We start from the raw sequence: 24291 nt of genomic DNA on the forward strand, positions 1-24291 counted from the left end.
TTTTTTAGTTGTATTAATGACCGCCACCAGGTACGTGAATGAATGTTGTATAGTACGTGAAGCCAGCGAAGAATACAGTTAAATATGCTCCGAAAATGTACATGTACATACGTTCTGAAAGGTTTAAGAAGCCTAATAATAAGAATAAACCTGTATTACCTAAGAATAATAGCGATACCTCGTTCATACCACCAAGGTAGAACATAACGGCAAAAATACCTGTCCAGAATGCCATAACTTTATACATATTATCCATGAAATTTCCCCTCCTTTTGCCCACGACACAATAATCTCTTACTCATTATAAATGATATGAAAGGTGTCTGTAAACTGGAACTTATGCGTCTTTGTGACAAACAAATGGATTTTTTAACTAGCTTTCGATTTCTGTCACGTTTATTTCATATTTACATAAATCACAATTATGTATCATACTCTCAATTTGTACAAATTCATTGTTTGAAAATAACGCATCTAACTGCCCTTTTAAATAGGATTCATGTAAGGAGCAGACTATCTCCGAATAAGTTGTAAGTTGCTCTTGGAATGGACAATTGAAAATGGAGAATATCACCTTTTTGCCATGTTCTGTTTGTTGAATTTGTGGAACATAGCCAATTAATGCGGCATTGTCAGTTAATAGTTGAAGCTTCTCGTCGAAGGAAAGGGAATTATTGATGGTCAATTCAGCGTTCATATTTTGTTTCATTTGCTGATAACCATCTTGATAGCTAATTTCCTGACATTTTTCTAAGACAGATGGTCCAAGCTCTTCCACTAATTGAATCGTCCATTTCAGTAAACGGTCTTCATCACGTCTAGGAAATGATAATGATACACCTTTCTCTGAAGCCTTATACACACGGCCAGGTCTTCCACCCTTACCTGTTTTCACATAGTCTGCGGAAATAATATTAATTTCTGAAAGCTTTGTTAAATGAAGTCGAGCGACATTTGGATGGATGCTAAACTGATCAGCAATATGTTGGACGGTCACTGTTTTTTTCTCTTGCAATATGTACTCATAAATAGAGTATCTTGTTTCATCAGCTAAAGTGCTGGTAATTTTCAATGGATGGATCATATGCTTCACCTCATTAGTTTTTTTATAAAATTATGTTCGTCTACCAAGTGTTAGGAAAATAATCATGTTCATTCTATTATATTCCATTATTGAAAAAGATACAGTTCATTTCGACATAAATATTAATTTTTTCATGTATGTATCTTCTTTTTTAGTGGGAAATTGCACTTTATCCACATTTCTATAGCAAAAAACATGAATGATGGGAAATTTTATAACAAATTTTTATTTTCAGAAAAGGGCTTTTCTCGTAGGAAGATCCTATTTATACTAGGAAATAACGAATAGTGCGGTCATATTCGAATGAACTAGAAAAGGGGTGCATATATGCAGAATTTTGAAATAGTCGTTGAACAAAAATGTGAGCAACTTTTACTAAAAGCCTATCATTTTGGGGCAACCGATTTATTATTGGTGCCAGGCAACGTGAATTATCAGGTCTATTTTCGTAAATATGATAAGCTGCTTCACGCAGGTGAACTTCCCAACGATCTTACGGAACGGATGATATCCTATTATAAGTTTCTTGCACAATTAGATATAAGTGAGCGTCGTAAGCCCCAAAGCGGCTCCTTCCAAAAGGCGATGGAACAACAGCCATATGCTTTTCGAGTATCTACACTGCCTTCCGTATTTTTAAAAGAAAGCCTCATTATCCGCTTGCTTCTCCAAAATCATTCTTTTCCACTAACTTCCTTATCTTTTTTTAAAAGCTCAGCTTACAAATTAATGGAACTTGTGCAAAATCGACAAGGCCTTTTGTTTTTTACAGGGGCGACAGGCTCTGGTAAGTCCACTTCTCTCTATTCCTTAATACATTACTGTTCTACAGAATTAAATAGGCATGCAATTTCCTTGGAAGACCCAGTAGAAAATAACCAAGCAAATTTACTTCAAATTCAAGTGAATGAACGAGCAGGCGTTACATACGCTTCGGGATTAAAAGCTATATTAAGGCATTCACCTGATGTAATCATGATTGGAGAAATTCGTGATAAAGAAACAGCAAAAGTTGCAATCGAGGCAAGCTTGACAGGGCATTTAGTCGTTTCAACCATTCATGCGAAGGATTCTCTTAGCTGTCTTTACCGTTTAATGGACTTAGGGGTATCAATAGATGAGATTAGGCAAACTGTCATCGGTATTGTTGCCCAAGTTCTTTTTCAGTCTTCAGATTTACAGGACGAACGTCGTGCGTTGTACGAGATTTTATCGGATGTTCATCTCAATCAGGCCATAACCGCTATTCAAAATAAGGGGAATTTTCGACTACCCCACGAATTAACATTAAAGGGACAAAAAGAATTAGTGGAGAGCCATTATGCTGCTACAAACATATATCGGTAAATTCCAATTATATTACAACAGAGCTACCAAGTGGCGTGTAAAGGAGCAAGCAAGATTTATTCAACGTTTATCTGTATTAATGCAGGAGGGCTATTTATTTCCACAGGCTATGTCGATGCTATTACCTCATCATATAGAAGATCATGAAATTATTCAGCAACAAATTAATGAAAAACTAAGACAAGGGGAGGGGGTAACAAGCATATTGGAAACATTACACCTTGCTAAACATCATTTAGTAGCGATTAAAGTGGCAGAAAACAACGGGCGTATGCTTGATGTATTAAAAGGTGTGGCAAAGCAAATGATTGTCAGTGAGCAGACAAAGAAAAAGCTAATCAAATTGCTTATCTATCCTGTCATGCTAATTTCATTTTTATTGATACTATTTTTTATATTCCGAACAATTTTCTTGCCTAATATTGAAAAAATGGTGTCAAGCCGTTCGATTGAAGGTGAGAAGTCAAGCTTGGCTCTATCTAAAATATTACTGCATGTCCCCGATTACGTGATGCTAACATCTTCGATTGTGATAGTCAGCTTATTAATAGTACATTTCTTTCTTAAGCGCCAACCCATTCCTCTACAACTATCAATACGATTAAAAATCCCGCTTTATCAATTCTATATTCGATTGTCGTGGACAAGACAATTTGCTGCTTATTTAGGGAGTTTACTACAGAGTGGTTTTTCATTGCAGGCTAGTCTTCAAATTCTAGAGGAACAATCCTTTCAGCCTTTTCTACAGTATTTGTCGCGGCAAATTAAAGAAAGGGTAATCTTTGGAGAATCATTGACGCAAGCAGTACAGATTGTGTCTATTTTTCACAGGGATTTTGCTACTTTTGTAGAGCATGGAGAACAAAGTGGTTATTTAGGGAAGGAACTTACTTTGTATAGCGAATTACTAATGGAAAAGCAGGAGCTTCTATTGCATAAGTTACTAGCCTTCATTCAACCAAGCTTTTTTATTGTTATTGCTATATGTATTCTAGCCGCTTATGTTAGTTTACTATTACCAATTTATCATATGATTGATTTAGTTTAGGAGGAGCAAGATGAAACAAATCAAACAACAAAATGGCTTTACTTTAATCGAAATGCTGATTGTTTTGTTAATTATATCAATCCTTATTTTAATTACAATTCCAAATGTTACGAAGCACTTTGCTACAATTGATGAGAAGGGCTGTGCGGCCTATATTAATATGGTGCAGGGGCAAGTAGAGGCCTATAGAGTGGATTTTATGACATTTCCGACCCTTGAGGATTTAGTGAAGGAGGGCTATTTGAAAGAAAATGAAACAACTTGCCCTAATAAAGAAGAAATAGTCATTACGATTAAAGGAGAGGTACGCTTAGCAAATGCTGATGCAGGTACTCAAGGATAATGAGGGAGCGACAAAATGAGTTGGGCTTTACGATTCTCGAAATGCTAATTGTTTTATTCCTTGTTATGAGTCTAACAGCCATTGTGAGCAAATTTTCTATAAAATTAGCGGAGTCAAAGGAATTAGAGCGTTTTTTTACACAAATTCAACTAGATATTCAGTATATTCAAACCTATAGCATGAACCAGCGACAATATATCGCGATGAAATTTGAAAGCTCTACAAGGCGCTACGTTATTCAAAAAGATGCTTTTTCCAATCTATATGTCCGACCCTTTCCAAAAGGAGTTGAATTTTCCCCCGATGAGAGCTCTATTTATACGATTGTTTATAATGTAAATGGCAATGTCAGGTCCGCTGGCACTATTGCCTTTCACACACCACAGGGAAAGAAAAAGGTCATCATTACATTAGGGCGAGGGAGAGCAAGAATTGAATGAATCAGGCTATTCTTTTGTTGAATCGATTTTGGCTATGGGTATCTTAATGTTACTTTGCGGCTCCTTATTGCCCATTAGCTACACGATGAAAACGAATCTTATGAATAAAAAAATGGAAATGATTGCAGCTGAAACAGCTTACGAGGGCATGAAGCTATTTCAAGCTGTACAACAAACTGAGGGCACAAGAATCATTGAAGAAGTTGAGTATCAATGGGTGTTTAATGGTGAAGAGATTTGTGTTCGTTTTCACAATATACTCAAGCAACGACAAAAATGTATTCTCCTTACAGGTAATAGCAATGAATAATGAGAAGGGCTATACCTTACTAGAAGCGTTGTTTCAATTAATTGTGTTTGCGCTTATTTCTCATCTTTTTGTCCTAATTATGCTGTGGTATGCTGAAATGACCTCAACTATGCAATCGGATGAACAGGCGAAATGGGAGCTGTTTGTGTATGATTTCAATAAAGGTCTAAAGGATATTTTAGCGTTCTCCGTACGAGAGGATCAAAAAAGAATATCTTTTCAGACTAGTGAAACAGTCCACTATATTGATTGCTATCGTACTATTATTCGTGAACAAGTAAATGGAGGACATGTTCCCATGCTAAATGGCATTCATAAATGTCACTTTACCTATAGCGAAAATAGGCTGACTGTGTCGGTGGAAATGCCTAGTGGTATGAAAAAGGAGCGAACCTTCTATGTGCCAATTATTGAAAAATGACAGAGGGGCTATATTTTTAATCGCAATTGCATTATTATTTCTTGTAACTACTTTTCTTCTTGCGTATTGTATGTCATATGAAATGCAATTTCGAACTTATGACGGGCTCGAAAAATTGAATGTTAAAGCTACGATAAATTTATTGGGACAAATTTTGTCAGACAGTGTAGAATCGTAGTTATAAGAAGGTGATTCGAATTGCGAAAAATATATTTGGTTGGTTTTATGGGCAGTGGAAAAAGTGCTTTAGGAAGACGTTTAAGCTTTTTATTAAAGATGCCATATTATGATATGGATCATGAAATAGTGAGACAGCAAGGAATGTCCATCCCGCAGATATTTGAAAAGTACGGAGAGGCCCATTTCCGAAAAATAGAAACAGAATTTTTGAAAAGTTTCCGTGACGAGGCTTGTATTATTTCTACGGGCGGTGGAGTTGCGATCAATGCTGAAAATCGAAAAATTATGAGGCGTAGTGGCTTAGTATTTTTTTTAGATGCTTCGTTTGAGGATATTTATAAACGAGTTCAGCATGATCCCAATAGACCAATCGTACAAAGTTCGACTAAAGAGGAGCTAGAAAATCTGTATCATTACAGGAGAAAGTTTTATCGTGATGCAGGGCATATTCAGGTCTTGACAGAGGGCAGAACCATTCGTCAAATTTTAGAGTATTTAGTGTTTCAAGTAAAAAGGCTTAAAAACGAACGATAAATAATTAACAACCGTTTAATGTTCGTCTTTTATTATCTTTTAAAAAATGATTGCCTTTTCAATGCATTTAATGTTAGGATATAGACAAATAAGTAACTAAATGTTCATTGAATACTAAATAGTACCAAGATGTATCTTGGGCGGATGATTGTACGGGGAGAGAGCGTGGTTAGACGCCACCGAAGGAGCAAGTAGCAATGGCTATGAATCTCTCAGGTAAAAGGACTCGTATAAGACGCAACTCTGGAGAGAGCTGTAGTATAACAATAGCAGCCACCAAAGGGGAAAGCCGACTAATTGGCAGTATCAACCATGCGAGTTAGTCTGGTGTAACTTTCAGGTGCAAGGACAGAGAATCCCGAAAAGGGGTTCGTCTGTCTTTTTTTATGTCTATAGGTACTCTGTAAAAGCTTTACATTGCCGAGCCATGACTGTACCAATACAAAAAGCAGACGAACTACTACCAGTAAAAATGTAACTAACAATAAGGGGGCAAAAAAGAATGACGAATGAATTAAAACGTACACCTCTATTTGAAGAATACGCGAAATACGGTGCTAAGACGGTTGACTTCGGTGGATGGGAATTACCAGTTCAATTCTCTTCTATTAAAGATGAACATGATGCAGTACGTAATCGTGCGGGATTATTTGATGTATCCCATATGGGTGAAATTTTAGTAACAGGTCCCGATGCATTAAATTTTTTACAAAATCTTTTATCCAATGATGTTTCAAAAATAGCTACTGGCCAAGCACAATACACAGCTATGTGCTATGAGAACGGCGGTGTAGTCGATGATTTACTAACGTATAAGTTAGCTGATGACCACTATTTATTGTGTGTGAATGCAGCTAATATCGAAAAAGATTACGATTGGATGCTGGAAAACCAACATCAATATGATGTGACAATTGACAATCAATCAGATGCCTATGCACAAATTGCCCTACAAGGACCTTTAGCAGAGGAAGTTCTTCAATCCTTAACTTCAACTGATGTTAGTGCTATTAAATTTTTCCGATTCCAAGAGAATGTAGAAGTCGCAGGACATAAAGTACTAGTTTCACGTAGTGGATACACAGGAGAAGATGGCTTCGAATTATATGGAGCACCCGAAGACATTAAAGCATTATGGGGTAAAATTTTAGATGCTGGTCAAGACAAAGGTGTTGTCCCTGCAGGTCTAGGCTGTCGAGATACACTACGTTTTGAAGCGGGTCTGCCACTTTACGGTCAAGAATTATCAGCAACCATCTCTCCTCTTGAAGCAGGTATCGGCTTTGCTGTGAAATTAAATAAAGAAGATTTTATTGGTCATGATGCATTAGTAGCTCAGAAGGAAAATGGTCTTCCACGCAAACTAGTCGGCATTGAAATGATTGATAAAGGGATTCCACGCCATGGCTATAAGGTGTTTAAGGATGGTAAGGAAATTGGTGAAGTTACAACAGGAACACAGCTTCCTTCCTCAAAACGTAATGTTGGTCACGCGTTAATTGACAGTCAATTCGCAACAATCGGAAATGAAATGGAAATTGAAATCCGTGGAAAGCAACTAAAAGTAGTTACAGTTGAAACACCGTTTTATAAGCGTTCAAAATAATAGTTGAAAAGAGGGACCTACATTTATGAAACATCGTTATTTACCAATGACGGAGCAAGACCAAAAAGAAATGTTAGACGTAATCGGTGTATCCTCAGTTGATGAATTATTCGAGGATATTCCAGAGAAAGTACGTTTTAAAGGCCTTTATGACATCAAAGCAGCGAAATCGGAATCTGCTTTATTAAAAGAGTTAACAGCACTTGCTGCTAAAAATAAAGACACAAATGCGAATGTATCATTTTTAGGTGCTGGCGTTTATAACCACTATAAGCCAGTAATCGTGGATCATGTTATTTCTCGTTCAGAGTTCTATACAGCTTATACACCCTATCAACCTGAAATCTCACAAGGTGAGCTTCAAGCTATTTTTGAATTCCAAACAATGATTGCAGAGCTTACTGGTATGGATCTTGCCAACTCTTCTATGTATGATGGAGGTACAGCATTGGCTGAGGCAGGGATGTTGGCAGCAGGTCATACACGTCGTAAGAAAATTTTAGTATCTGAAACGGTACACCCAGAATATCGTGATGTTGTGGCTACATATGCCTACGGTCAATCTATTGAAATCGTAACAATTCCACATAAAGATGGTGTGACAGATATTGCAGCTTTAAAAGAGCTGATTGATGACAACACAGCAGCAGTTATTGCTCAATATCCAAACTTCTTTGGCCAAGTTGAGGATATTCAAGTAATCGGGGATATCGCGCATGAAGCAAAAAGCTTATTCGTTGTGTCGTCTAACCCACTTGCCCTAGGTATTTTAACTCCTCCAGGCAAACTAGGTGCTGATATATGTGTAGGTGATGCACAAGTTTTCGGTATCTCTGAAGCATTTGGTGGTCCACACTGTGGTTTCTTTGCAGTCACAACTAAATTAATGCGTAAGGTACCAGGACGTCTTGTTGGTGAAACAGTCGATGGTGAAGGTCGTCGTGGTTATGTATTAACCCTTCAAGCGCGTGAACAACATATCCGTCGCGATAAAGCAACCTCTAATATCTGTTCGAACCAAGCGCTTCTTGCACTTGCAGCTTCTGTAGCGATGACAGCTCTAGGGAAACAAGGTATTCGCGAGATGGCTACACAAAATATTGCGAAAACACGTTATGCAAAAAATGCCTTTGAAGCAGCAGGCTTTACAGTAGCATTCCAAGGTGCACATTTTAATGAAATCGTAGTGAAAACAAATAAATGTGTGAAGGAAATCAATAAAGGCTTGATTGAAAAAGGTATTATCGGTGGATATCCTTTAGGTCAAAATTATGACTCTCTTAAACATCATGTGCTAATCGCAGTGACTGAATTACGCACAAAAGAAGAAATTGATGCACTAGTTGCAGAAATGGGGGCTCTTCATGCATAACGAAAATCAAACACTCATTTTTGAAATTTCAAAAGAAGGCCGCGTTGGCTATAGCTTAGAAGCGCTTGATGTACCTGAAGTAGATTTAGCAGATGTATTACCTGCCAATCTAGTACGTTCAGAGGCAGCAGAATTACCTGAAGTATCTGAGCTTGATATCATGCGTCACTACACAGCACTTTCTCGTAGAAACCATGGAGTAGACTCTGGCTTCTACCCACTTGGCTCTTGTACGATGAAATATAATCCAAAAATTAATGAAGCGGTTGCTCGTTTTTCTGGCTTTGCCAATGTTCACCCACTGCAGGATGAATCAACAGCACAGGGTGCTATGGAGCTCCTTTATGATCTACAAACGTCGTTAGTGGAAATTACTGGGATGGATGAAGTGACATTACAGCCAGCAGCAGGCGCGCATGGAGAGTGGACAGCATTAATGATGATTCGTGCTTTCCATGAAGCAAATGGAGAAGGTCACCGTAACAAAGTTATCGTCCCTGACTCTGCTCACGGAACTAACCCAGCTTCAGCAACAGTAGCAGGCTTTGAAACAATCACTGTTAAATCCGATGATAATGGCTTAGTTGATATCGAAGACCTTCGTAAAGTCGTTGGTGCTGATACAGCTGCATTAATGCTAACAAACCCGAATACGCTTGGGTTATTTGAAGAAAACATTATCGAAATGGCAGAGCTTATTCACTCTGTAGGCGGGAAAGTTTACTATGATGGCGCAAACTTAAATGCTGTTATGAGTAAAGCACGTCCTGGCGATATGGGCTTTGACTGTGTGCACTTAAATCTGCATAAAACATTTACAGGTCCACACGGTGGTGGTGGTCCAGGCTCAGGTCCAGTAGGCGTAAAGGCAGATTTAATTCCATTCCTACCAAAGCCAGTCCTTGTAAGAACGGAAGAAGGAGCATACCATTTCGATTACAACCGTCCACAATCTATCGGACGAGTAAAACCATACTATGGTAACTTTGGTATCAATGTACGTGCTTATACGTACATCCGTACAATGGGTCCAGATGGCCTAAAAGCTGTTACGGAATATGCTGTATTAAACGCCAACTATATGATGCGTCGTTTAGAGCCATTCTACGATCTTCCATATAACCGACATTGTAAACATGAATTTGTTTTATCTGGTCATCGCCAAAAGAAATTGGGCGTTCGTACACTAGATATCGCAAAACGTCTGTTAGACTTTGGCTACCATCCACCAACAACATACTTCCCACTAAATGTGGAAGAAGCGTTAATGATTGAGCCAACAGAAACAGAATCTAAAGAAACATTAGATGCATTCTGCGATGTGATGATTCAAATTGCGAAAGAAGCAGAAGAAAATCCATCCATCGTTCAAGAAGCACCACATACAACAGTCGTATCTCGTCTTGATGAAACACGCGCTGCTCGTACACCAGTGCTGCGCTATCAAAAAGCTTAATATTGTAAAACCGCTCACTTTTTTGGTGAGCGGTTTTTATATGAATATTTTAAGTAATGATAATATTTACATAAAAATCAATTAATTGTTATAATTCCCTTGAGATAGTTTGTGAAAGGAGGAGATTAAAATGCAAACGACATCGTCTGAATTGAGTTTACCAACGAATAGTCTATTAAATAATACATACAGAGTCAAACACCTTCTTGCAACGAGTAAATTATCATTTGTTTATATAGCTGAATACATAAGCACTGGAGAAGAAATTATTATAAAAGAGTTTTACCCTTTAGAGATTGCTTTACGAGATTTGGATAACAAATCAGTAATCAATCGTTTACCCTCTACAAAGGAAAAATTTCAGGAATTAAAGGAGAGATTTCTAAGTGAAGCTTGCATGCTCCAGCAATTGAACCATCAACATATTGTTAAGTATAGACAGCATTTTTTTGAAAATGGCTCCGTTTATCTTGTTACAGATTATTATGAAGGAGTTCTATTGGAGCAATATATACAAAGATATGCATTGAGTGAGAGACATCTTCTCTATAAAGAAATATTTTTACCTTTAATAGATGCAATTACTTATTTACATAATAAGGGGATCATACATCGTGATATTAAACCTAGTAATATTATGATTGATGCCAAGGGACAGCCCCATTTATTAGATTTTGGATCTGCCGTATACTATAGAACCTTAACAAAATATCCGATATTTACTAGTCCAGGCTATTCGCCCCTTGAACAGTATTCCATGAAAGGAGAGCAAGGAATCTATACCGATATTTATAGCTTGATGGCAACCTTATACTATGCATTAACTAATAAAATACCAGTAGATGTATCACAGAGGTTAATTGAGGATAAAATTGCGAATGTGAGAAAATATAATCCGAAAGTAAGTATTTTTATGTCATTCACTATTATGTGGGGGCTGCAAATAGAAACTAAAAAAAGGTGTTCCTCCCTAAAATTTATTAAAAATATGATTGCTATTGAATACAAGTTCAAATGCAAAAAGAACTATTTTGAGATTTTTGATTCCAAATGACCAAATTTACTATTCGCTTCATACTATTTATCCATTTTTACTATATTGAGTATTTATCATAAAACAGCTTATGGCCTAAGGTAAAACAGACCATAAGTTGTTTTTTTTATAAAAAAATATTATAAAAGCCATAAATTGTATAAAAATATCAAATTTATTGCCATGTAATATTTTTACTAAAGATACTTATAAATGTTTTTCGTGACAATATATTCTATAGAAAATATTGACATTGATTTTAGATATTGTATAGTTACCAATGTGATACATTAATCATTAGTAAAGTTTGTAAGAAAGATGCATAAAGTTGGACAGAGATTCTTATAAATTAATTTCAATTTCACTACATAGCTTTGTATTATGTTGGTATATTTTAACCAATTTGTTTTATTATTCTATATTACTATGTGTAGAACAGTGATAATTAGTACATAAAACAATAGTATTTGATGTGGTTTTGTAATATCCAACCCTGTACTCATTATGCTCGTATGTTCTAATTACTTACTAATGCTTATGCCTACTCGAATTCGTTTTAAAAGGAGGGATGGCTGTAGAATTATGCAGCCAAATGAATGGAGATTATTAGTCAAACAAACAGAACAATGCTCTTTGAAGAAATAAATCCTGAGAAATTGGATTTAATTACGCTCGTTGGAGACGTCAAAGACATTGATAGTCTAAGCGATGAAAAAATTAAAGAAATTAATCAAAGTCTTCTTGTAAAAAGTTTCGATGAATTTTTAGATAAGTTTTCTCCCACGGTTTACTCATTTTACAATGCCGCAAATCAAAAAGTCATGTATACCTTAAAAAAACCAGAAGGAATCCAAGATGATTGTATTTCTGAAATAGCAATTGACCAAAATAATGATTTTTTAAAAATGCTATTTACGCTCATTGATACAAAAAGAAGTCAGGGCATTACCAATGTAGATTTTAAATTTGAAAATTTACTTGATATGATCTCGCCTAAAAAAGTCATGGATGACATTCGCCAAGTGCGTAAAGAGATTCATTACCTGTATGGTGAATACGATAAGCTAGATGAAGGTGATCCTAAGAAATTAGATACAGGTGACAAGCTTAATCTTATGTTTGAAGTAGCAAGTAGAAACTACAACAATGTGATGGCGATGTTACCATTAGCAATCGAAGATATTAAAACAAGATTATTATTGGGTGCTAGTCAAGATGAGGGAGAATCTGAAAAGCTACAAATAGGTACTCTTACAATTGGTGACAATGGTGAATTGAAAATCATTGAGGCACCACAAACAAATAGCGCTGAATTAATGGTCATTGAGGAAAATAGTAATTATGGCTTAAGTACTGTATTTGAGGAAGATTACGAAGCGATAACTGAATCACCATCTTCTTATGTAAAAGATTTAGTAGTCAGAACGTTTTCGCCGCTTCCAGCGATTAAAGCTGAATTCGATGTAGAAACGGAAGTTCAAAACTACAATACATATCTTGAATTCTATAAGGATGCAAAGGATGAATTTGTTAAAACCGTTAAACCTTTAGTTGAAAAATTATTAGGTATCAAAATGTATTTTGATCAATATGCAACTAAAAACAAGGGTATGCAACCTTCATTAATTGTCACTAACACTAAGTTAGATATGCTGGTAAAAAGTAATAACCTACCAAGATTACGTACTTACTTAAACACTGTGAACTCGAAAAATGACTTTACAGATACAGTATGGTATGGAATAGTACCAGCCCTTGAACTTGAAGCATCTGGAAAAATGAAAGTAAGTCGATCTAGGTTCAAAGGAAACGATAAAGTGGCTAAGCAAGAGGGGAACACGATGGAATCGTTATCCATTCTCTTGGACACGATAAAAGATTATAAGGTGCAAATTTTCTTTAACTTTATGGCTGAAGAAGAAACAACCTTTAATGGGATTGCAACAGCTGGTATTGATCGTCTTATCGATAAATGCTCTGTACTGGTTAGAAAGGATTATAGTGAGTTTGCTATACCATGTTTACCAAACTTCACGATAATTCCGAAAGATAAATCCGGAGTCGTTATAGATACGCGTATGCATACTACTGAAAATGGAGCACGTTTATCGAAGGAGAAAGAAGATATCCTAAAGCTATGGATTGAAGGCGTTTATGTGGATGCTAGCTATGTTGCAGCAGGTATCGTATCTGCCTACCAATGTCCAGAGTATTTAAAGGAATCATTTAAAAATGTTAAACGAAATTATCCGGGAGTTCGATTCGATATTGAAGCGGGAGATAATTCACTAAGAGCAGTAACAACTATGGCAAAAGAGATTTCCGGTTTTACGAATAATATTAAGGATGCTATTAATAGCAGAAGCTTTGGTTTTGTATTCTCTTCTGAAAATGCTCAACTACAGGATAAAGATATTAGACGTATTACTGTCTATAAAGCAAGAAGTCTTGCAATGGAAGAAGATGGGTTTGATTCAATCTACAAAACTCAAGTTAGTACGTATATTGAAAGAATCCTTCGTTTCCAATCAGGGGACTTTAAACATGAAAATATTGTTCGTTTCTTTAGTAATAATCCAAGCAGTCAAAAAAGTAAGTGGCTCAATGATAAAGGCCATGTAAACTCTATTATCCATGATGGAGACGATATCGGCTACATCATTGATGAGAAAACAAGTCTTTGTCAGATTGATCTTGTGTTTAATGGGAATGTCAAAAACCTTGAAGTCACGATTACTAAAGGAACAAGCGCTGTTAAAGCCTAACAATTTATTTATTTCAATCATTAAAAATTTACGTAGTATGTTTAAGATTTATGAATCATAAGTCTTTTAACATAAATATGAATCGACTAACATCATTCAGATGAAAAATTACATATTTCATAAAGCTTGTTTTAAAACACTGCCCTGTGAAATGAGATAGCTATGCTTAAACTTCATTCATCGGAAAAGATGGGAGTCATTCAACCAAAATTAGGAGGAACTAAAAATGGGTTTTGTATTAAAAGTAGAAGGATCTGAAGCAATTGAATTAGGGTTAGAAAGCATTATGACTGTCGAATATGAGACAGATACACCGAATGATTCTAACGCTCGCTCTACAGATGTTGGGGCAACTTTAAAAGTGAAAGGTAAAATTTTAACTGCCACTGATGGTGATAATTCTGATGATACGATGAAATTAGGATTATGGTCATTAGTACCAGCTGAAAAAGCTGATTGCTACCGCAAAGTGACACTTGAAGTGATCTCAGCTGATCAAGTAGTTAGAAAAATTCATTTCCCAAATGCTTTCGTTGTGGACTATACAGAAAGATATGGTGACACTGAAGGTATTGGTGAATTCTTCTTATTCATTAAACAAAAGAAAGACAAAACAGACTTGGCAAAAATCGAGGGCGGCTACGCTGTCTAAGGTTGTTGCTTGATAAAACTCTTCTAATTATCTAAGGAACTTATTTAGTTCCTTAGATAATTTTTAATAATCCTAAATTGGGGTTGAAATGATGAAAACACATTATGAAATTTTAGGTGTTAGCAGAAACGCTACACAAGATCAAATAAAGCTTGCTTATCGGAAGCTATCCAAAAAGCACCATCCAGATGTAAGCGGAGGAAACAAAGATTCAGAAGATATTTTCTTAAAAGCTACAGAGGCCTATAAAGTACTGAAAGATCCAGCATTGAGAGAATCTTATGATGCCCGCCTCGATGATCTAGGGACAAGCTGGCAAACTGAGCAAAAGGATGAAAGACATTCAAACGGACATCAATCTGCAGAGAAAAAACCAGATTTTAATATAAATAATATTGAAAAAAACTTTGAACACTTTTTTGGCTTTAATCCGAAAACAAAAGAAATGTCCTCAACCCTACATAAAAATGCGAAGAAAAATCCCCTTGATACTACGGATTTATTTGAGCGCTTTTTTAACAAATAATCAAATGGCATAAAGTGAGGAAGTGTGAATACATGTATGATCAATATTCAACTGAAGCTTACAGTGAAAATGCAAGAAAAAAAATGTTTATAAAAATTATCGATATTATTATTGTCACCATTGCCTTCTTTTTCATTTTATACGTGTTTGTTATGAATCAGGAGGTTCTTTTAAAATTTGTTATTGGCACAGTAATGGTCATCCTTGCTATTATTTACGGTTCTCTCAAATACGAGGCAAAAGCAATCACTCAGACTATGACAAACAAGGACATTTCTAAGCTTGTTCTCCTAAATGCAAGTGGGATGGAAGTGGATGAATGGGAACTTGGTGATCAAATTTCATTACTTATAGGAAAAAGTTCAGCTGAATATAAGGCAGATATTGATTTAAGTGGAACAGAATATGAATCTCTTGTTAATTATGAACATGCAGTACTCAACTGTGTAGCTGGTATTTGGTATGTAGAGGATATTGATTCTGTTAATGGTGTAGGCCTAAAAAAGGCGCATAAGCGAGTGAAAAATAGACTAAAACAAGAGATTCCATACCCACTAGGTAATGGAGATACGATATACATAGCAAATACACGAATTTTGGTGAAATAGAGAAAAAAATTCGTAACATAGATGGGGGATTTAGCAATGAGTTTAATTAGATGTACAAATGGTCACATGTTTAGTTCAAGGAGACACCGTAATATTTGCCCATACTGTAACGTCATGGTGGAGCAGGAGCAAAGACAAAATAGTCCATCCACACCTGTCATTGAAGCAGATGATAAAACCTTGCCTTACTTAGGAGAAATGGATGGAATTGACCCTGTTACAGGATGGTTAGTTTGTATTGAAGGGCCTCAAATGGGGAGAGATTATCGCATCTTATCGGAAAAGAATTTTATCGGTAGAGCAGAAGACATGCATATTCGTATTGCTGGAGACAATTCAATCTCTAAGCGTAATCATGCAGTCATTGTATATGATCCTAAAAAACGTAACTTTTACTTGCTACCCGGAGATGCATCAGGACTAGCCTATCTAAATAATGAAGCGGTTTATACACCAACTGAATTGGCAGCCTATGATGTTATTCAGTTAGGGAGAAGTATGTTCTTATTTATTCCGCTTTGTGGTGTCCACTTTGAATGGGAAAACAATCAAAGTGAGGAATGATGACGAATGGACCATAAGCTAGTACCTTACATAATTGCATTAGTTTTTATTGTCGTACTTATTTTTTTACTCATCATACGAGGCATGCTTGCTCAAAAAATGGAAAAAGGGAAAATTTACGTTGGAAATGGTCAAACAATAGGAAGACGTGATGAACAGGATGATTATTTCTCAACCGCTGAGACGACGCAAGGCACAATCGCGGTACTTGCAGATGGGATTAGTGGGTTAGCCAATGGTCGCATGGCCAGTACAATCGCAGTGACAACATTTATAGAGGAATTTAAAAAGCTTAGTAGCCTCAATCATCTACAGGACTTTTTAAAGAAAGCAGCTAAAGATAGTAATCATATGATTGTAGAAAACTTGAATGGCTCAAATGGAGGAACAACATTAGTCACCGCCATTATTGATAACGATGGTTATCTACATTGGGGTGCGGTTGGTGATAGTGTTATCACGATTTTTAGAAACGGTGAATTTTTAGCGATTAACCAAAAACATATTTTTGAATCGGTTTTAACGGAACGTTATATTGCGGGTGAAATTTCGCAACTTGAAGTGCAGGAAAATCCTTTGAAAAAACGATTGATAAATTATTTGGGATATGCAGGCTTTAAAAATCTAGATACAGGAAATAATCCTATTCAACTACATAAAGGAGACAAGGTTTGCCTATTTAGTGATGGAATCTATGATGCTTTAACAGAGGTTGAAATGGAAAAAATCCTCTCTCAGCAAGCTCCACCCTATGATTTAGCACAGAATATTATAAAAGCCGTTGAACAAAAACGCCTAAAGAATCAAGACAATGCAACCATCTTGATATTGGAAAAGATATGGTGACGGGGGAATAGAGAAGGAGGAGACTTATGAGAAAGGAAAATTGTGACTTTAAAACTAGTTTTTTATCTGAAGCCGGGTCCTTTCTGCAAAATAAAGATTACTTTGCTTATACAGAACTCGATGATATTGCTTGTTGGGTAGCCATAAAGGGCTTAGATGCGGATCAGGAAATTAGTAGTGCGGAACTTGCTGTAAAGGCAATTTTAGAACGTTTTATGGAAAAACCAACTATGTCGAGAAGAAGCATAAAAAAATACCTCAAGCATGCGCAAAATATACTTCAAGCTCAAAGTTTACGTGTAAGATTGAAGGCTAGTGTTGTCATAGTTGTTTCAGATTACTCAAAGATGATTGTGGCAGTAGCGGGAAATTCACGACTCTACCATTTCCGTAATGGCACATTAACCTACAAAAGTACAGACCAAAGTTTAGCACAGGAAATTGTGAACAATCGAAATCGCTCCTTAGATATTAGCCAGCATGAAGAAAGAGGGAATTTGCTAAATTATCTGGGTAAGCCAAACAATTTTCAACCATTTGTGTCTAAGAAAATGAAACTCATGGATGGGGATGCCTTATTACTTTGTACTGCAGGATTCTGGGAAGATGTTAGTGAGATTGAGATGGCCGATGCACTTGAAGGTGTAAAGGATTCAGAACAATATACCGATTTATTAGAAGAAATTTTATTAAGTAGACAAAGAAAAGTGGTAGAAAATTATACAGTTGCTGCAATTTTTGTCAATAAAGTGTATCAGGAAACAAATAAAAACAAGAAGAAGTATATAAAAATGATTGCTGCTGCATTAGTAGTAGCGTTGGTTGTAGGTGGTAGCACTATTTTCTATCAAGCAAAACAAGCTAAAAAAATTGCTGAGCTGACAGTAGAAATGAAGGACCATGAAAAGAGCGGCAATCAATATTTTCAGGATGGAAATTATGATGAAGCACTCCTTTCATATAGTGAGGGCCGAAATGCGGCAAAGAAATTGAAAGATCCTATACATAGAAATTTGCTAGCTAGAAAATTAAGAGTGACACAACTTATTATCAATGGTGATCAATCATCGGAGACTGGGAAATTTGCTGAGGCGTTGGAACACTATGAAAAAGCGAAAAAAGAAGGAAAACTCATTCATGGATTCGGTAAGGAAGAGGTAGTGCAAAGAATTGACAATATGGATTCCATCGTTGAGATTGTTGACGCCATAAAAGATGCCGATTTTCGCTTTGAGGCTGAGGATTACAATGGTGCTTTAGCAATCTACCAAAAGGCTAGGAAAAAAGCGCTGGCTATTTCATTTACTGGCGAGCCACAAATTAAAACAAAAATAGAAGACACAGAGGAAAAAATAAAAGAATTAGAAAAGGCCCAGAAAGAATTAAAGGCAGAGGGATTAGAAAAAAATGGCGATCAGAGCTATGCCCGTCAGGAATACGCAAAAGCAATAGAATCCTATACGCTTGCACAAGAGATCTATCAGGAAACAGAATTATTGGCAAAGGTTTTAGGACTAGAGAGAAAAATTATGAATGTAAATGATAAATTGAATCCTATTCCACAAGGACAAGCACCGGAAAATGCTGTCCAAAACGACGCAGACTTACCAATTGATGAAGCACCTGATGCAAGTTAGCAATCCATTCTGGGTTTATGAAAGAAGGAAAGTAAATTGTTAAAAGAGCTCATGTTCGAACGTATACGAAAAATAGAAGATTTAGAGCAACGTCAATTACTAAAGGATATTGTAAGTGGTGTCTTTGTAAATCTCATCGACTATCAAGAGGATATGAACCGCAAGCTTGAGGAGCGTATTTTCAATGAAATGGATGATATAGAGAATAAATATGATATCTACGCAACACTGCTTCCAAGGGAGGATGTCGATCCCATCCATGACTGTTTATTTCCGATATGTCCAACAGATATAGAGGAGAAAAAAATCTACACGGATCAGCTTCTTGGGTCCATTAAAAAGGACGAACAAACGACGCTCATGACTTTATTTTTAGCGTGTAATTCGGATGAGATTCAACATTTACTTGCACAGCAAAGATTATTTAGGGGAAGTTTAAAGACGTCAGAGGGACAAGCTGAGATTAAAGTTGCCCTCATAAAGAATAATCGGTATTTAAGGGAAATCGAAAAGCTATACTCTATTTTTCAAATAAATGGCCTTCCTTGGAAAACAATTAATCATCCATTTGTTCATAAATTTCTGGACGTCATCGTTGTAGACTGCCCACCGTTACATGAAGATGTGGAAATAGAAGAAGTGTCGATTGATTTAGAGGAATATGAGCAACACAAACGATTAAACATGGTGCCGCTTTGGAATATTCAACCCCATGTAGTGAAAAATAGTGGTTTTCCCTTCCCTGCTTTAGATAGAGTCAATTTTGAGCATGTCTTATCATTACGAAAAACGGGTAATCAACATGGCTATGTCATTGATACGGAAGAGGAAAATGTTAGGTATGTCAAACGTTCAGACCATGAACTGACAATTGTTTCGCCACTAGAGCAATCAGGAGAATGGCGATTACTAAAAATTGCTAAAGTGGAGCAAGAGCAAATTGGCAAATTAAATTTTGCACTAGTTTCAAATAGTCGTAATGACTATTTTATGCACAAGCTTTCTTATAAAAATAATCAAAACGTTTCTACAAAAGGAGAAATTATTCGGCTGATAAATTCTTTTAAGGCAGCAGATATGCTTGAACTAGTGAAAATTGATGTTTTCGAGGAACAAGAAACAATAGGGAGTCGTAACCTTATTCAACCATTTTTAATGGATAGACAAGAAGGAAACAGTTATAAAAAAACAATGCTATTGCAATTCATATCTAAACAAGATAGAGACTTTATTGCGAATGATGTATTAAGCTTCCTGATTGCTGAAATACAAAGACATTTTATGGAATATAAATGTGTGGGTAAATGGCTATGAATTATATTTGGGATTTACTTATAAAAACAGAAGATGAAGGCTTTCAAACCAAGGATATTTACTTTCACCTGGCTCAAATTTATTCACCGTATATGGAGCTTAGTCCACAGCTATTAAATTCACAGGTAGTAGAGCAGCATGTTGAAGTAAATCCTTATTATCGTTATTTTCAAATCTTTAAAGACCTGTTTCATCCTGATCATACATCAGATAAAGAGTTTAGAGACTGCCTATTAGATATAACCTTACACTTTTTAGCTGAGATTGATCGCATGCAAGGTATGAATAAAAAAGAATTTTATATTCGCTTTATCCTGAGGGATATTCAGGCAAATGTATTTGGAAATCGGGTCCGCGATTATATCAAGCTTTTTTCAAAAAAAGAACAAGAAATTGTTGCATTAAACATGCTTAGACTCTATCAAACAGGCGAGGAAATATACCTGATCAAAGATACACTGAAAAATATTTTTAAAAATTGTTTCATTTACGTTAAGTCAGAGGAAAAAGCTGAGTTACTTCTTTACATTCAGCAAAGAAAGACTGAAAAAAATAGTAAAATGCTTCAGCTCATTCAAGAGATTTTTCTACCAGTTGGCTACCATATGGAAGTTTATTGGCAATATCACTTTGGCATTATGGGAGTAGAAGAGACCATGAAGCTAGATCGAATAGCTCTTTATTAAAGAGAGCAAGGGAGGGCTATAGGTGACGACCAAATACTCGTATAAATTGAATATGAATAAGCGTTATTCAGAAAAAAAATATATGACCTATACACGTGTAGAGTTAATGGAAATGACGACCTTTCAGCTTAGAAATATTTGTTATAAGGAAAAGCTCATAACAGGTTTAATTAACACGCTGACAAGGGACGAATTAATTGAAAAGATTTTAAGATATCGTGGGGCTGAGGAACATCTTCTCATAAAAGAGAACCAAGATGGGGGCTTTGAAAGAGTAGAAGAGGCTTTGCGAAAATATTTAAAGACGCCGCTTTCTGATAATGGGGGTATTAAAATCCCCGCCAAAATGAATATCTATAAAGGTATGAAAATAGATAAACCCGATCAATATTTAGTTGAAACAGGCGGGTTTCTAGTGGAATCCAATGTATTGCTTGTGAATGAGCAGCTAGAGTTATGTGGAATCTTAAATATTGTCAAGGATGATGAAAGACCACAAAGTTATTATTTAACTGCTGATCAAGCACTTGGCATACGTGAGACAAAAAATAAAAATTATAGCTTTATTTTTTTACGGAAGCAAGATTCTGAGTATATGTATAAAACGTACTATCAGGAAATTCCGCTACCACCAACAAATTTACATTATTACAAAGTACCGATACCAGATTTAGAGATGAAGCAATTAGAGACGACAAATGCTATCCTTGCGATTGATTTTGGTACAACAAATACAACAGCCGGTGTTTTTTTGGATAGTGATTATGTCTCATCTCCTTGTAGCCATGACCTTTTAAACAAGAGAATTGAGCTTAATAGCATTAATTTTGTCCAATTCCCAGACGCACTCCATCAAAATGAATGGATTGAAGTAGTGCCCACAGTGCTTTCAGTAGCAGATTGCTCAAACACCGAGCATGTCAGCTATCATTTTGGCTATGAAGCGCTTAAAGTGATGAAAAAAAATAGTTATACATCTTTGGCTACTAAATTTCAGGGAATCAAGCGTTGGGTTAGTAATTATGCAAAATTAGAAGAAGTGATGGATGCGAATGGCAATACAGCACTTATCCCGCGTAGTCAAATCATCAGAGAATTTTTACTTTATATCATACGCATGGCTGAGCATCAATTTAAGTGTCGATTTAAACATTTGCATATTTCAAGTCCTGTCAAGCTGAAAACACAATTTTTAGATATGTTTCAAGCCATATTACCTGAATATCAAATTGAAACAGAGCATGCTCTCGATGAAGGGATGTCTGTTCTATATAACACGATCGCCAATCAAATCGAGAATCAAAGCTTTATGGATAGTAAAGAATACAAAGCACTTGTCATTGATTGTGGTGGGGGAACGACAGACCTCTCTTCCTGTAAATTTCGCATAGAGGACGGCCACATTTCCTACAAAATTGATATTCATACAACCTATGAAAATGGTGATACCAATTTTGGAGGTAATAATATTACATACCGCATTTTCCAATTTATGAAAATTGTTTTTGCGAACTATTATAGCCGAGGGAAAAATGCGTATGACATTGATGCGTTAATTGATATCCCCGGAAAGGATATTTATCGATATGTAGATGATTATGGCGTAGAGGCAGTCTACAAGCAATTCGAAGAAGCATTTGAAGATGCTGAATCTATCATTCCTACACGCTTTAAGGAATATGAAAATCGGACACGTGATGAGTATCTAAGAGTTCGCAATAATCATTATTTTTTATGGGAAATGGCAGAGGAAATGAAGAAGGAATTTTTCCGAAAAACGGGTATTTTGAGAAGCCGTTTTTATTCAGAAAACGATACACAGCAGGATAGTGATTTGAATATCACAACAGTAGATCGCTGGTGCTTATCGCTATTAGAACATCATCAATTTAAAGATGTTTACGACTATCCAAATGTTTTTTTCAATATTAAAGAAATCAATCATCTTATAAAAGCAGATATTTATGATATTGTTCGCGAATTTTTAGAGGAGTTTTATGAAAGTGGCATGCTTGGTGAATACTCCATTATTAAGCTGACTGGACAATCCTGTAAAATTGATGCCTTCCGAGAGGCTTTAAAGGAGTTTGTGCCAGGCCGTAGCATTGAATTTAGGCAAAAGGCTGAAAATGTAGGGAAAGTGCCAGAATTAAAGCTTGCCTGCTTAAGAGGAGCGTTGCGTTACTTAAATGCGAAAAAAATTGGCATGATTGAAACTACTGTTACGAATGATGCTCCTATAGTACCCTATTCCGTTAGCGCATTTACACATAACCGGCAAGAAAAACTTCTTATCAGTAGCTTAGAACGATTGAATCAAATTCATGGAACTATTTCACGCCCATGGGGAGTCACAGAGGTCGAATTTTTCCTAACTGGAAGTGATCATCAGACAACCCAAAAGTACACCTATTTCAATAGGCAGGAAAATTTTGTACCCGTGCTTTATGAGAGTATTGTGTCATTCTATTCCAATAAAATCCCACAGGACGAGACTGATTCAATAGCCAATGGTGAAGTGAAATTTTTCGTCTTCGCAGGAGAGGATCATTGGGGCTTCCATGTAGTACCAGTGGCTAGGAAAGAGGAGCAGCTGTTTATTGGCAGCAAGGAATTCTTTGCCTTTGAAACGGATCTATCAGAGTTAGATTTCTTTGATGGTTTAAAGTAAGTAGGCATCTGCTAAAAAATAAAAGAGGAGAATAACAGATGTTTACAAATCAATATCCACATTTTCAAAAAGGAAGAATTTTAAAGCTGGAAATGCTAGAGAACCTGCGAGATTTCCCGAGAGAGTTTTTAGATCTATACTTCGAGGAATACTCGAACGGCATTATAGCAGGTTGTCATATTCATGTAACAGATACAAGCATTATTCTAACCAAGGGCATCCTGAAACATAATAAAAGACTCTATATGCTACATAGTAGCTATGAGCTGCCTTATGAGGCAACGGGAAATGAAACGATAGTAAAGGTGCGTTTTGCTGAAGAAGTAAATCATTTGGATTTCACGCAATTTACAACGACTATTGTTCTTGATAGCTCCATGTATCTTGCCCCCAATGAATTGGAAATAGTGCGTTTTAAATTAAAGGTGGGAGCAAAGCTACGATCAGAGCCCATAGATTTTTCGGATTATACCACTGAATACAATACCGTTAATTATCTTCACTGTGAATATGCTGGAGTACAAAGAAGTACCTATCATCCTAAGGTTTTACAATGTTTTGCAAAGGAATTATTAAAAAATCGTCCAAGCAATGCTTACGACATAACATTTGCCCTAGCGTGTTTAAATGAAGAACGAGTACAGCGAGATGTCATTGAAATGTACATTAGTAATCGGTTAGAGCTAGAGTTTCAACCGTTTTCCAATAGTCAAATTCACAAATATTTGTATCGTATATTAATTGAATCCAAAAATGGTGGTCGTGGAACTGGGGCTAGTCAAATGCCTAGTCCAAGTCGACCAAAGCGAATGATCGTTGATTAGTTGAAAAGTTGTCAGTGAAAAAAC

At 36.1% G+C, this 24291-nt stretch carries 24 protein-coding genes and 1 riboswitch; of the genes, 22 read left to right on the forward strand and 2 right to left on the reverse strand.

From position 1 onward, the window contains the following. Positions 1-13: 13 nt before the first annotated feature. Both ACP3VS_RS14985 and ACP3VS_RS14990 read right to left on the reverse strand, forming a co-directional pair. Positions 14-256, reverse strand: a complete 243-nt coding sequence (locus ACP3VS_RS14985) for a DUF2626 family protein (RefSeq protein ID WP_004231035.1) — start codon at positions 254-256, stop codon at positions 14-16. 117 nt (positions 257-373) lie between these two features. After that, positions 374-1084, reverse strand: coding sequence for a helix-turn-helix transcriptional regulator (locus ACP3VS_RS14990; protein ID WP_012295162.1), 711 nt, complete (start codon positions 1082-1084; stop codon positions 374-376). A gap of 327 nt (positions 1085-1411) precedes the next feature. On the opposite strand from ACP3VS_RS14990, the gene comGA reads away from it, so the two are divergent. The 22 genes from comGA (at position 1412) to ACP3VS_RS15100 (ending at position 24267) form a co-directional block, all read left to right on the forward strand. Beyond that, a complete protein-coding gene (gene comGA / locus ACP3VS_RS14995; protein ID WP_012295161.1) occupies positions 1412-2431 on the forward strand; it encodes a competence type IV pilus ATPase ComGA in 1020 nt (339 codons plus the stop codon). After that, a complete protein-coding gene (gene comGB, locus ACP3VS_RS15000) occupies positions 2406-3479 on the forward strand; it encodes a competence type IV pilus assembly protein ComGB (RefSeq protein ID WP_197149970.1) in 1074 nt (357 codons plus the stop codon). The genes comGA and comGB overlap by 26 nt, the downstream gene beginning before the upstream one ends. Positions 3480-3489: 10 nt before the next feature. Then, complete coding sequence (comGC, locus tag ACP3VS_RS15005) at positions 3490-3822, forward strand: competence type IV pilus major pilin ComGC (RefSeq protein ID WP_012295159.1); 333 nt, start codon at positions 3490-3492, stop codon at positions 3820-3822. Then, positions 3822-4262, forward strand: a complete 441-nt coding sequence (gene comGD / locus ACP3VS_RS15010) for a competence type IV pilus minor pilin ComGD (RefSeq protein WP_197149973.1) — start codon at positions 3822-3824, stop codon at positions 4260-4262. Before comGC ends, comGD begins: the two co-directional genes overlap by 1 nt. Then, positions 4255-4572 carry a hypothetical protein gene (locus ACP3VS_RS15015; protein WP_012295157.1) on the forward strand — a complete coding sequence of 106 codons (318 nt, stop codon included), beginning with the start codon at positions 4255-4257 and terminating at the stop codon, positions 4570-4572. Before comGD ends, ACP3VS_RS15015 begins: the two co-directional genes overlap by 8 nt. Next, a complete protein-coding gene (gene comGF / locus ACP3VS_RS15020; protein ID WP_325881685.1) occupies positions 4565-4993 on the forward strand; it encodes a competence type IV pilus minor pilin ComGF in 429 nt (142 codons plus the stop codon). The genes ACP3VS_RS15015 and comGF overlap by 8 nt, the downstream gene beginning before the upstream one ends. A gap of 198 nt (positions 4994-5191) precedes the next feature. Beyond that, positions 5192-5707, forward strand: coding sequence for a shikimate kinase (locus tag ACP3VS_RS15025; protein ID WP_031416947.1), 516 nt, complete (start codon positions 5192-5194; stop codon positions 5705-5707). 144 nt (positions 5708-5851) lie between these two features. Beyond that, positions 5852-5945: riboswitch (glycine riboswitch) on the forward strand. 264 nt (positions 5946-6209) lie between these two features. Beyond that, positions 6210-7313 carry a glycine cleavage system aminomethyltransferase GcvT gene (gcvT, locus tag ACP3VS_RS15030; protein ID WP_031416946.1) on the forward strand — a complete coding sequence of 368 codons (1104 nt, stop codon included), beginning with the start codon at positions 6210-6212 and terminating at the stop codon, positions 7311-7313. A gap of 25 nt (positions 7314-7338) precedes the next feature. Further along, positions 7339-8685: an aminomethyl-transferring glycine dehydrogenase subunit GcvPA gene (gene gcvPA, locus ACP3VS_RS15035; RefSeq protein WP_012295153.1), complete on the forward strand. Its 1347-nt coding sequence runs from the start codon at positions 7339-7341 to the stop codon at positions 8683-8685. Next, positions 8678-10141: an aminomethyl-transferring glycine dehydrogenase subunit GcvPB gene (gene gcvPB, locus ACP3VS_RS15040; RefSeq protein ID WP_012295152.1), complete on the forward strand. Its 1464-nt coding sequence runs from the start codon at positions 8678-8680 to the stop codon at positions 10139-10141. Before gcvPA ends, gcvPB begins: the two co-directional genes overlap by 8 nt. A 130-nt stretch (positions 10142-10271) precedes the next feature. After that, positions 10272-11195: a serine/threonine protein kinase gene (locus ACP3VS_RS15045; protein WP_036165560.1), complete on the forward strand. Its 924-nt coding sequence runs from the start codon at positions 10272-10274 to the stop codon at positions 11193-11195. A 575-nt stretch (positions 11196-11770) separates the two neighbouring features. Continuing rightward, complete coding sequence (locus ACP3VS_RS15050; RefSeq protein WP_012295150.1) at positions 11771-13939, forward strand: hypothetical protein; 2169 nt, start codon at positions 11771-11773, stop codon at positions 13937-13939. A gap of 226 nt (positions 13940-14165) precedes the next feature. Further along, on the forward strand, positions 14166-14591 hold the full coding sequence (locus tag ACP3VS_RS15055) for a hypothetical protein (protein WP_012295149.1): 426 nt from the start codon (positions 14166-14168) through the stop codon (positions 14589-14591). 91 nt (positions 14592-14682) lie between these two features. Beyond that, a complete protein-coding gene (locus ACP3VS_RS15060; protein ID WP_036216874.1) occupies positions 14683-15117 on the forward strand; it encodes a J domain-containing protein in 435 nt (144 codons plus the stop codon). Between the two features lie 32 nt (positions 15118-15149). Then, positions 15150-15725 (forward strand): FHA domain-containing protein, encoded by a 576-nt coding sequence (locus ACP3VS_RS15065; RefSeq protein WP_031416939.1) that lies wholly within the window; start codon positions 15150-15152, stop codon positions 15723-15725. 36 nt (positions 15726-15761) lie between these two features. After that, positions 15762-16289: an FHA domain-containing protein gene (locus ACP3VS_RS15070; protein WP_031416938.1), complete on the forward strand. Its 528-nt coding sequence runs from the start codon at positions 15762-15764 to the stop codon at positions 16287-16289. A gap of 6 nt (positions 16290-16295) precedes the next feature. Then, positions 16296-17135, forward strand: a complete 840-nt coding sequence (locus tag ACP3VS_RS15075) for a PP2C family protein-serine/threonine phosphatase (RefSeq protein ID WP_012295145.1) — start codon at positions 16296-16298, stop codon at positions 17133-17135. A gap of 26 nt (positions 17136-17161) precedes the next feature. Next, positions 17162-18772, forward strand: a complete 1611-nt coding sequence (locus tag ACP3VS_RS15080; protein ID WP_230591317.1) for a serine/threonine protein phosphatase — start codon at positions 17162-17164, stop codon at positions 18770-18772. A 36-nt stretch (positions 18773-18808) separates the two neighbouring features. After that, positions 18809-20086 carry a normocyte-binding protein gene (locus tag ACP3VS_RS15085; protein ID WP_426389114.1) on the forward strand — a complete coding sequence of 426 codons (1278 nt, stop codon included), beginning with the start codon at positions 18809-18811 and terminating at the stop codon, positions 20084-20086. Further along, complete coding sequence (locus ACP3VS_RS15090; RefSeq protein ID WP_036165554.1) at positions 20077-20772, forward strand: hypothetical protein; 696 nt, start codon at positions 20077-20079, stop codon at positions 20770-20772. Before ACP3VS_RS15085 ends, ACP3VS_RS15090 begins: the two co-directional genes overlap by 10 nt. A gap of 52 nt (positions 20773-20824) precedes the next feature. Next, entirely contained in the window at positions 20825-23443 is a 2619-nt protein-coding gene (locus tag ACP3VS_RS15095) for a molecular chaperone (protein ID WP_036165572.1), read from the forward strand. A 38-nt stretch (positions 23444-23481) separates the two neighbouring features. Continuing rightward, complete coding sequence (locus ACP3VS_RS15100; RefSeq protein ID WP_012295140.1) at positions 23482-24267, forward strand: hypothetical protein; 786 nt, start codon at positions 23482-23484, stop codon at positions 24265-24267. Positions 24268-24291 lie beyond the last annotated feature (24 nt).

Origin of the sequence: Lysinibacillus sp. VIII_CA (assembly GCF_049943995.1) — a bacterium.
Taxonomy (GTDB): Bacteria; Bacillota; Bacilli; order Bacillales_A; family Planococcaceae; genus Lysinibacillus; species Lysinibacillus pinottii.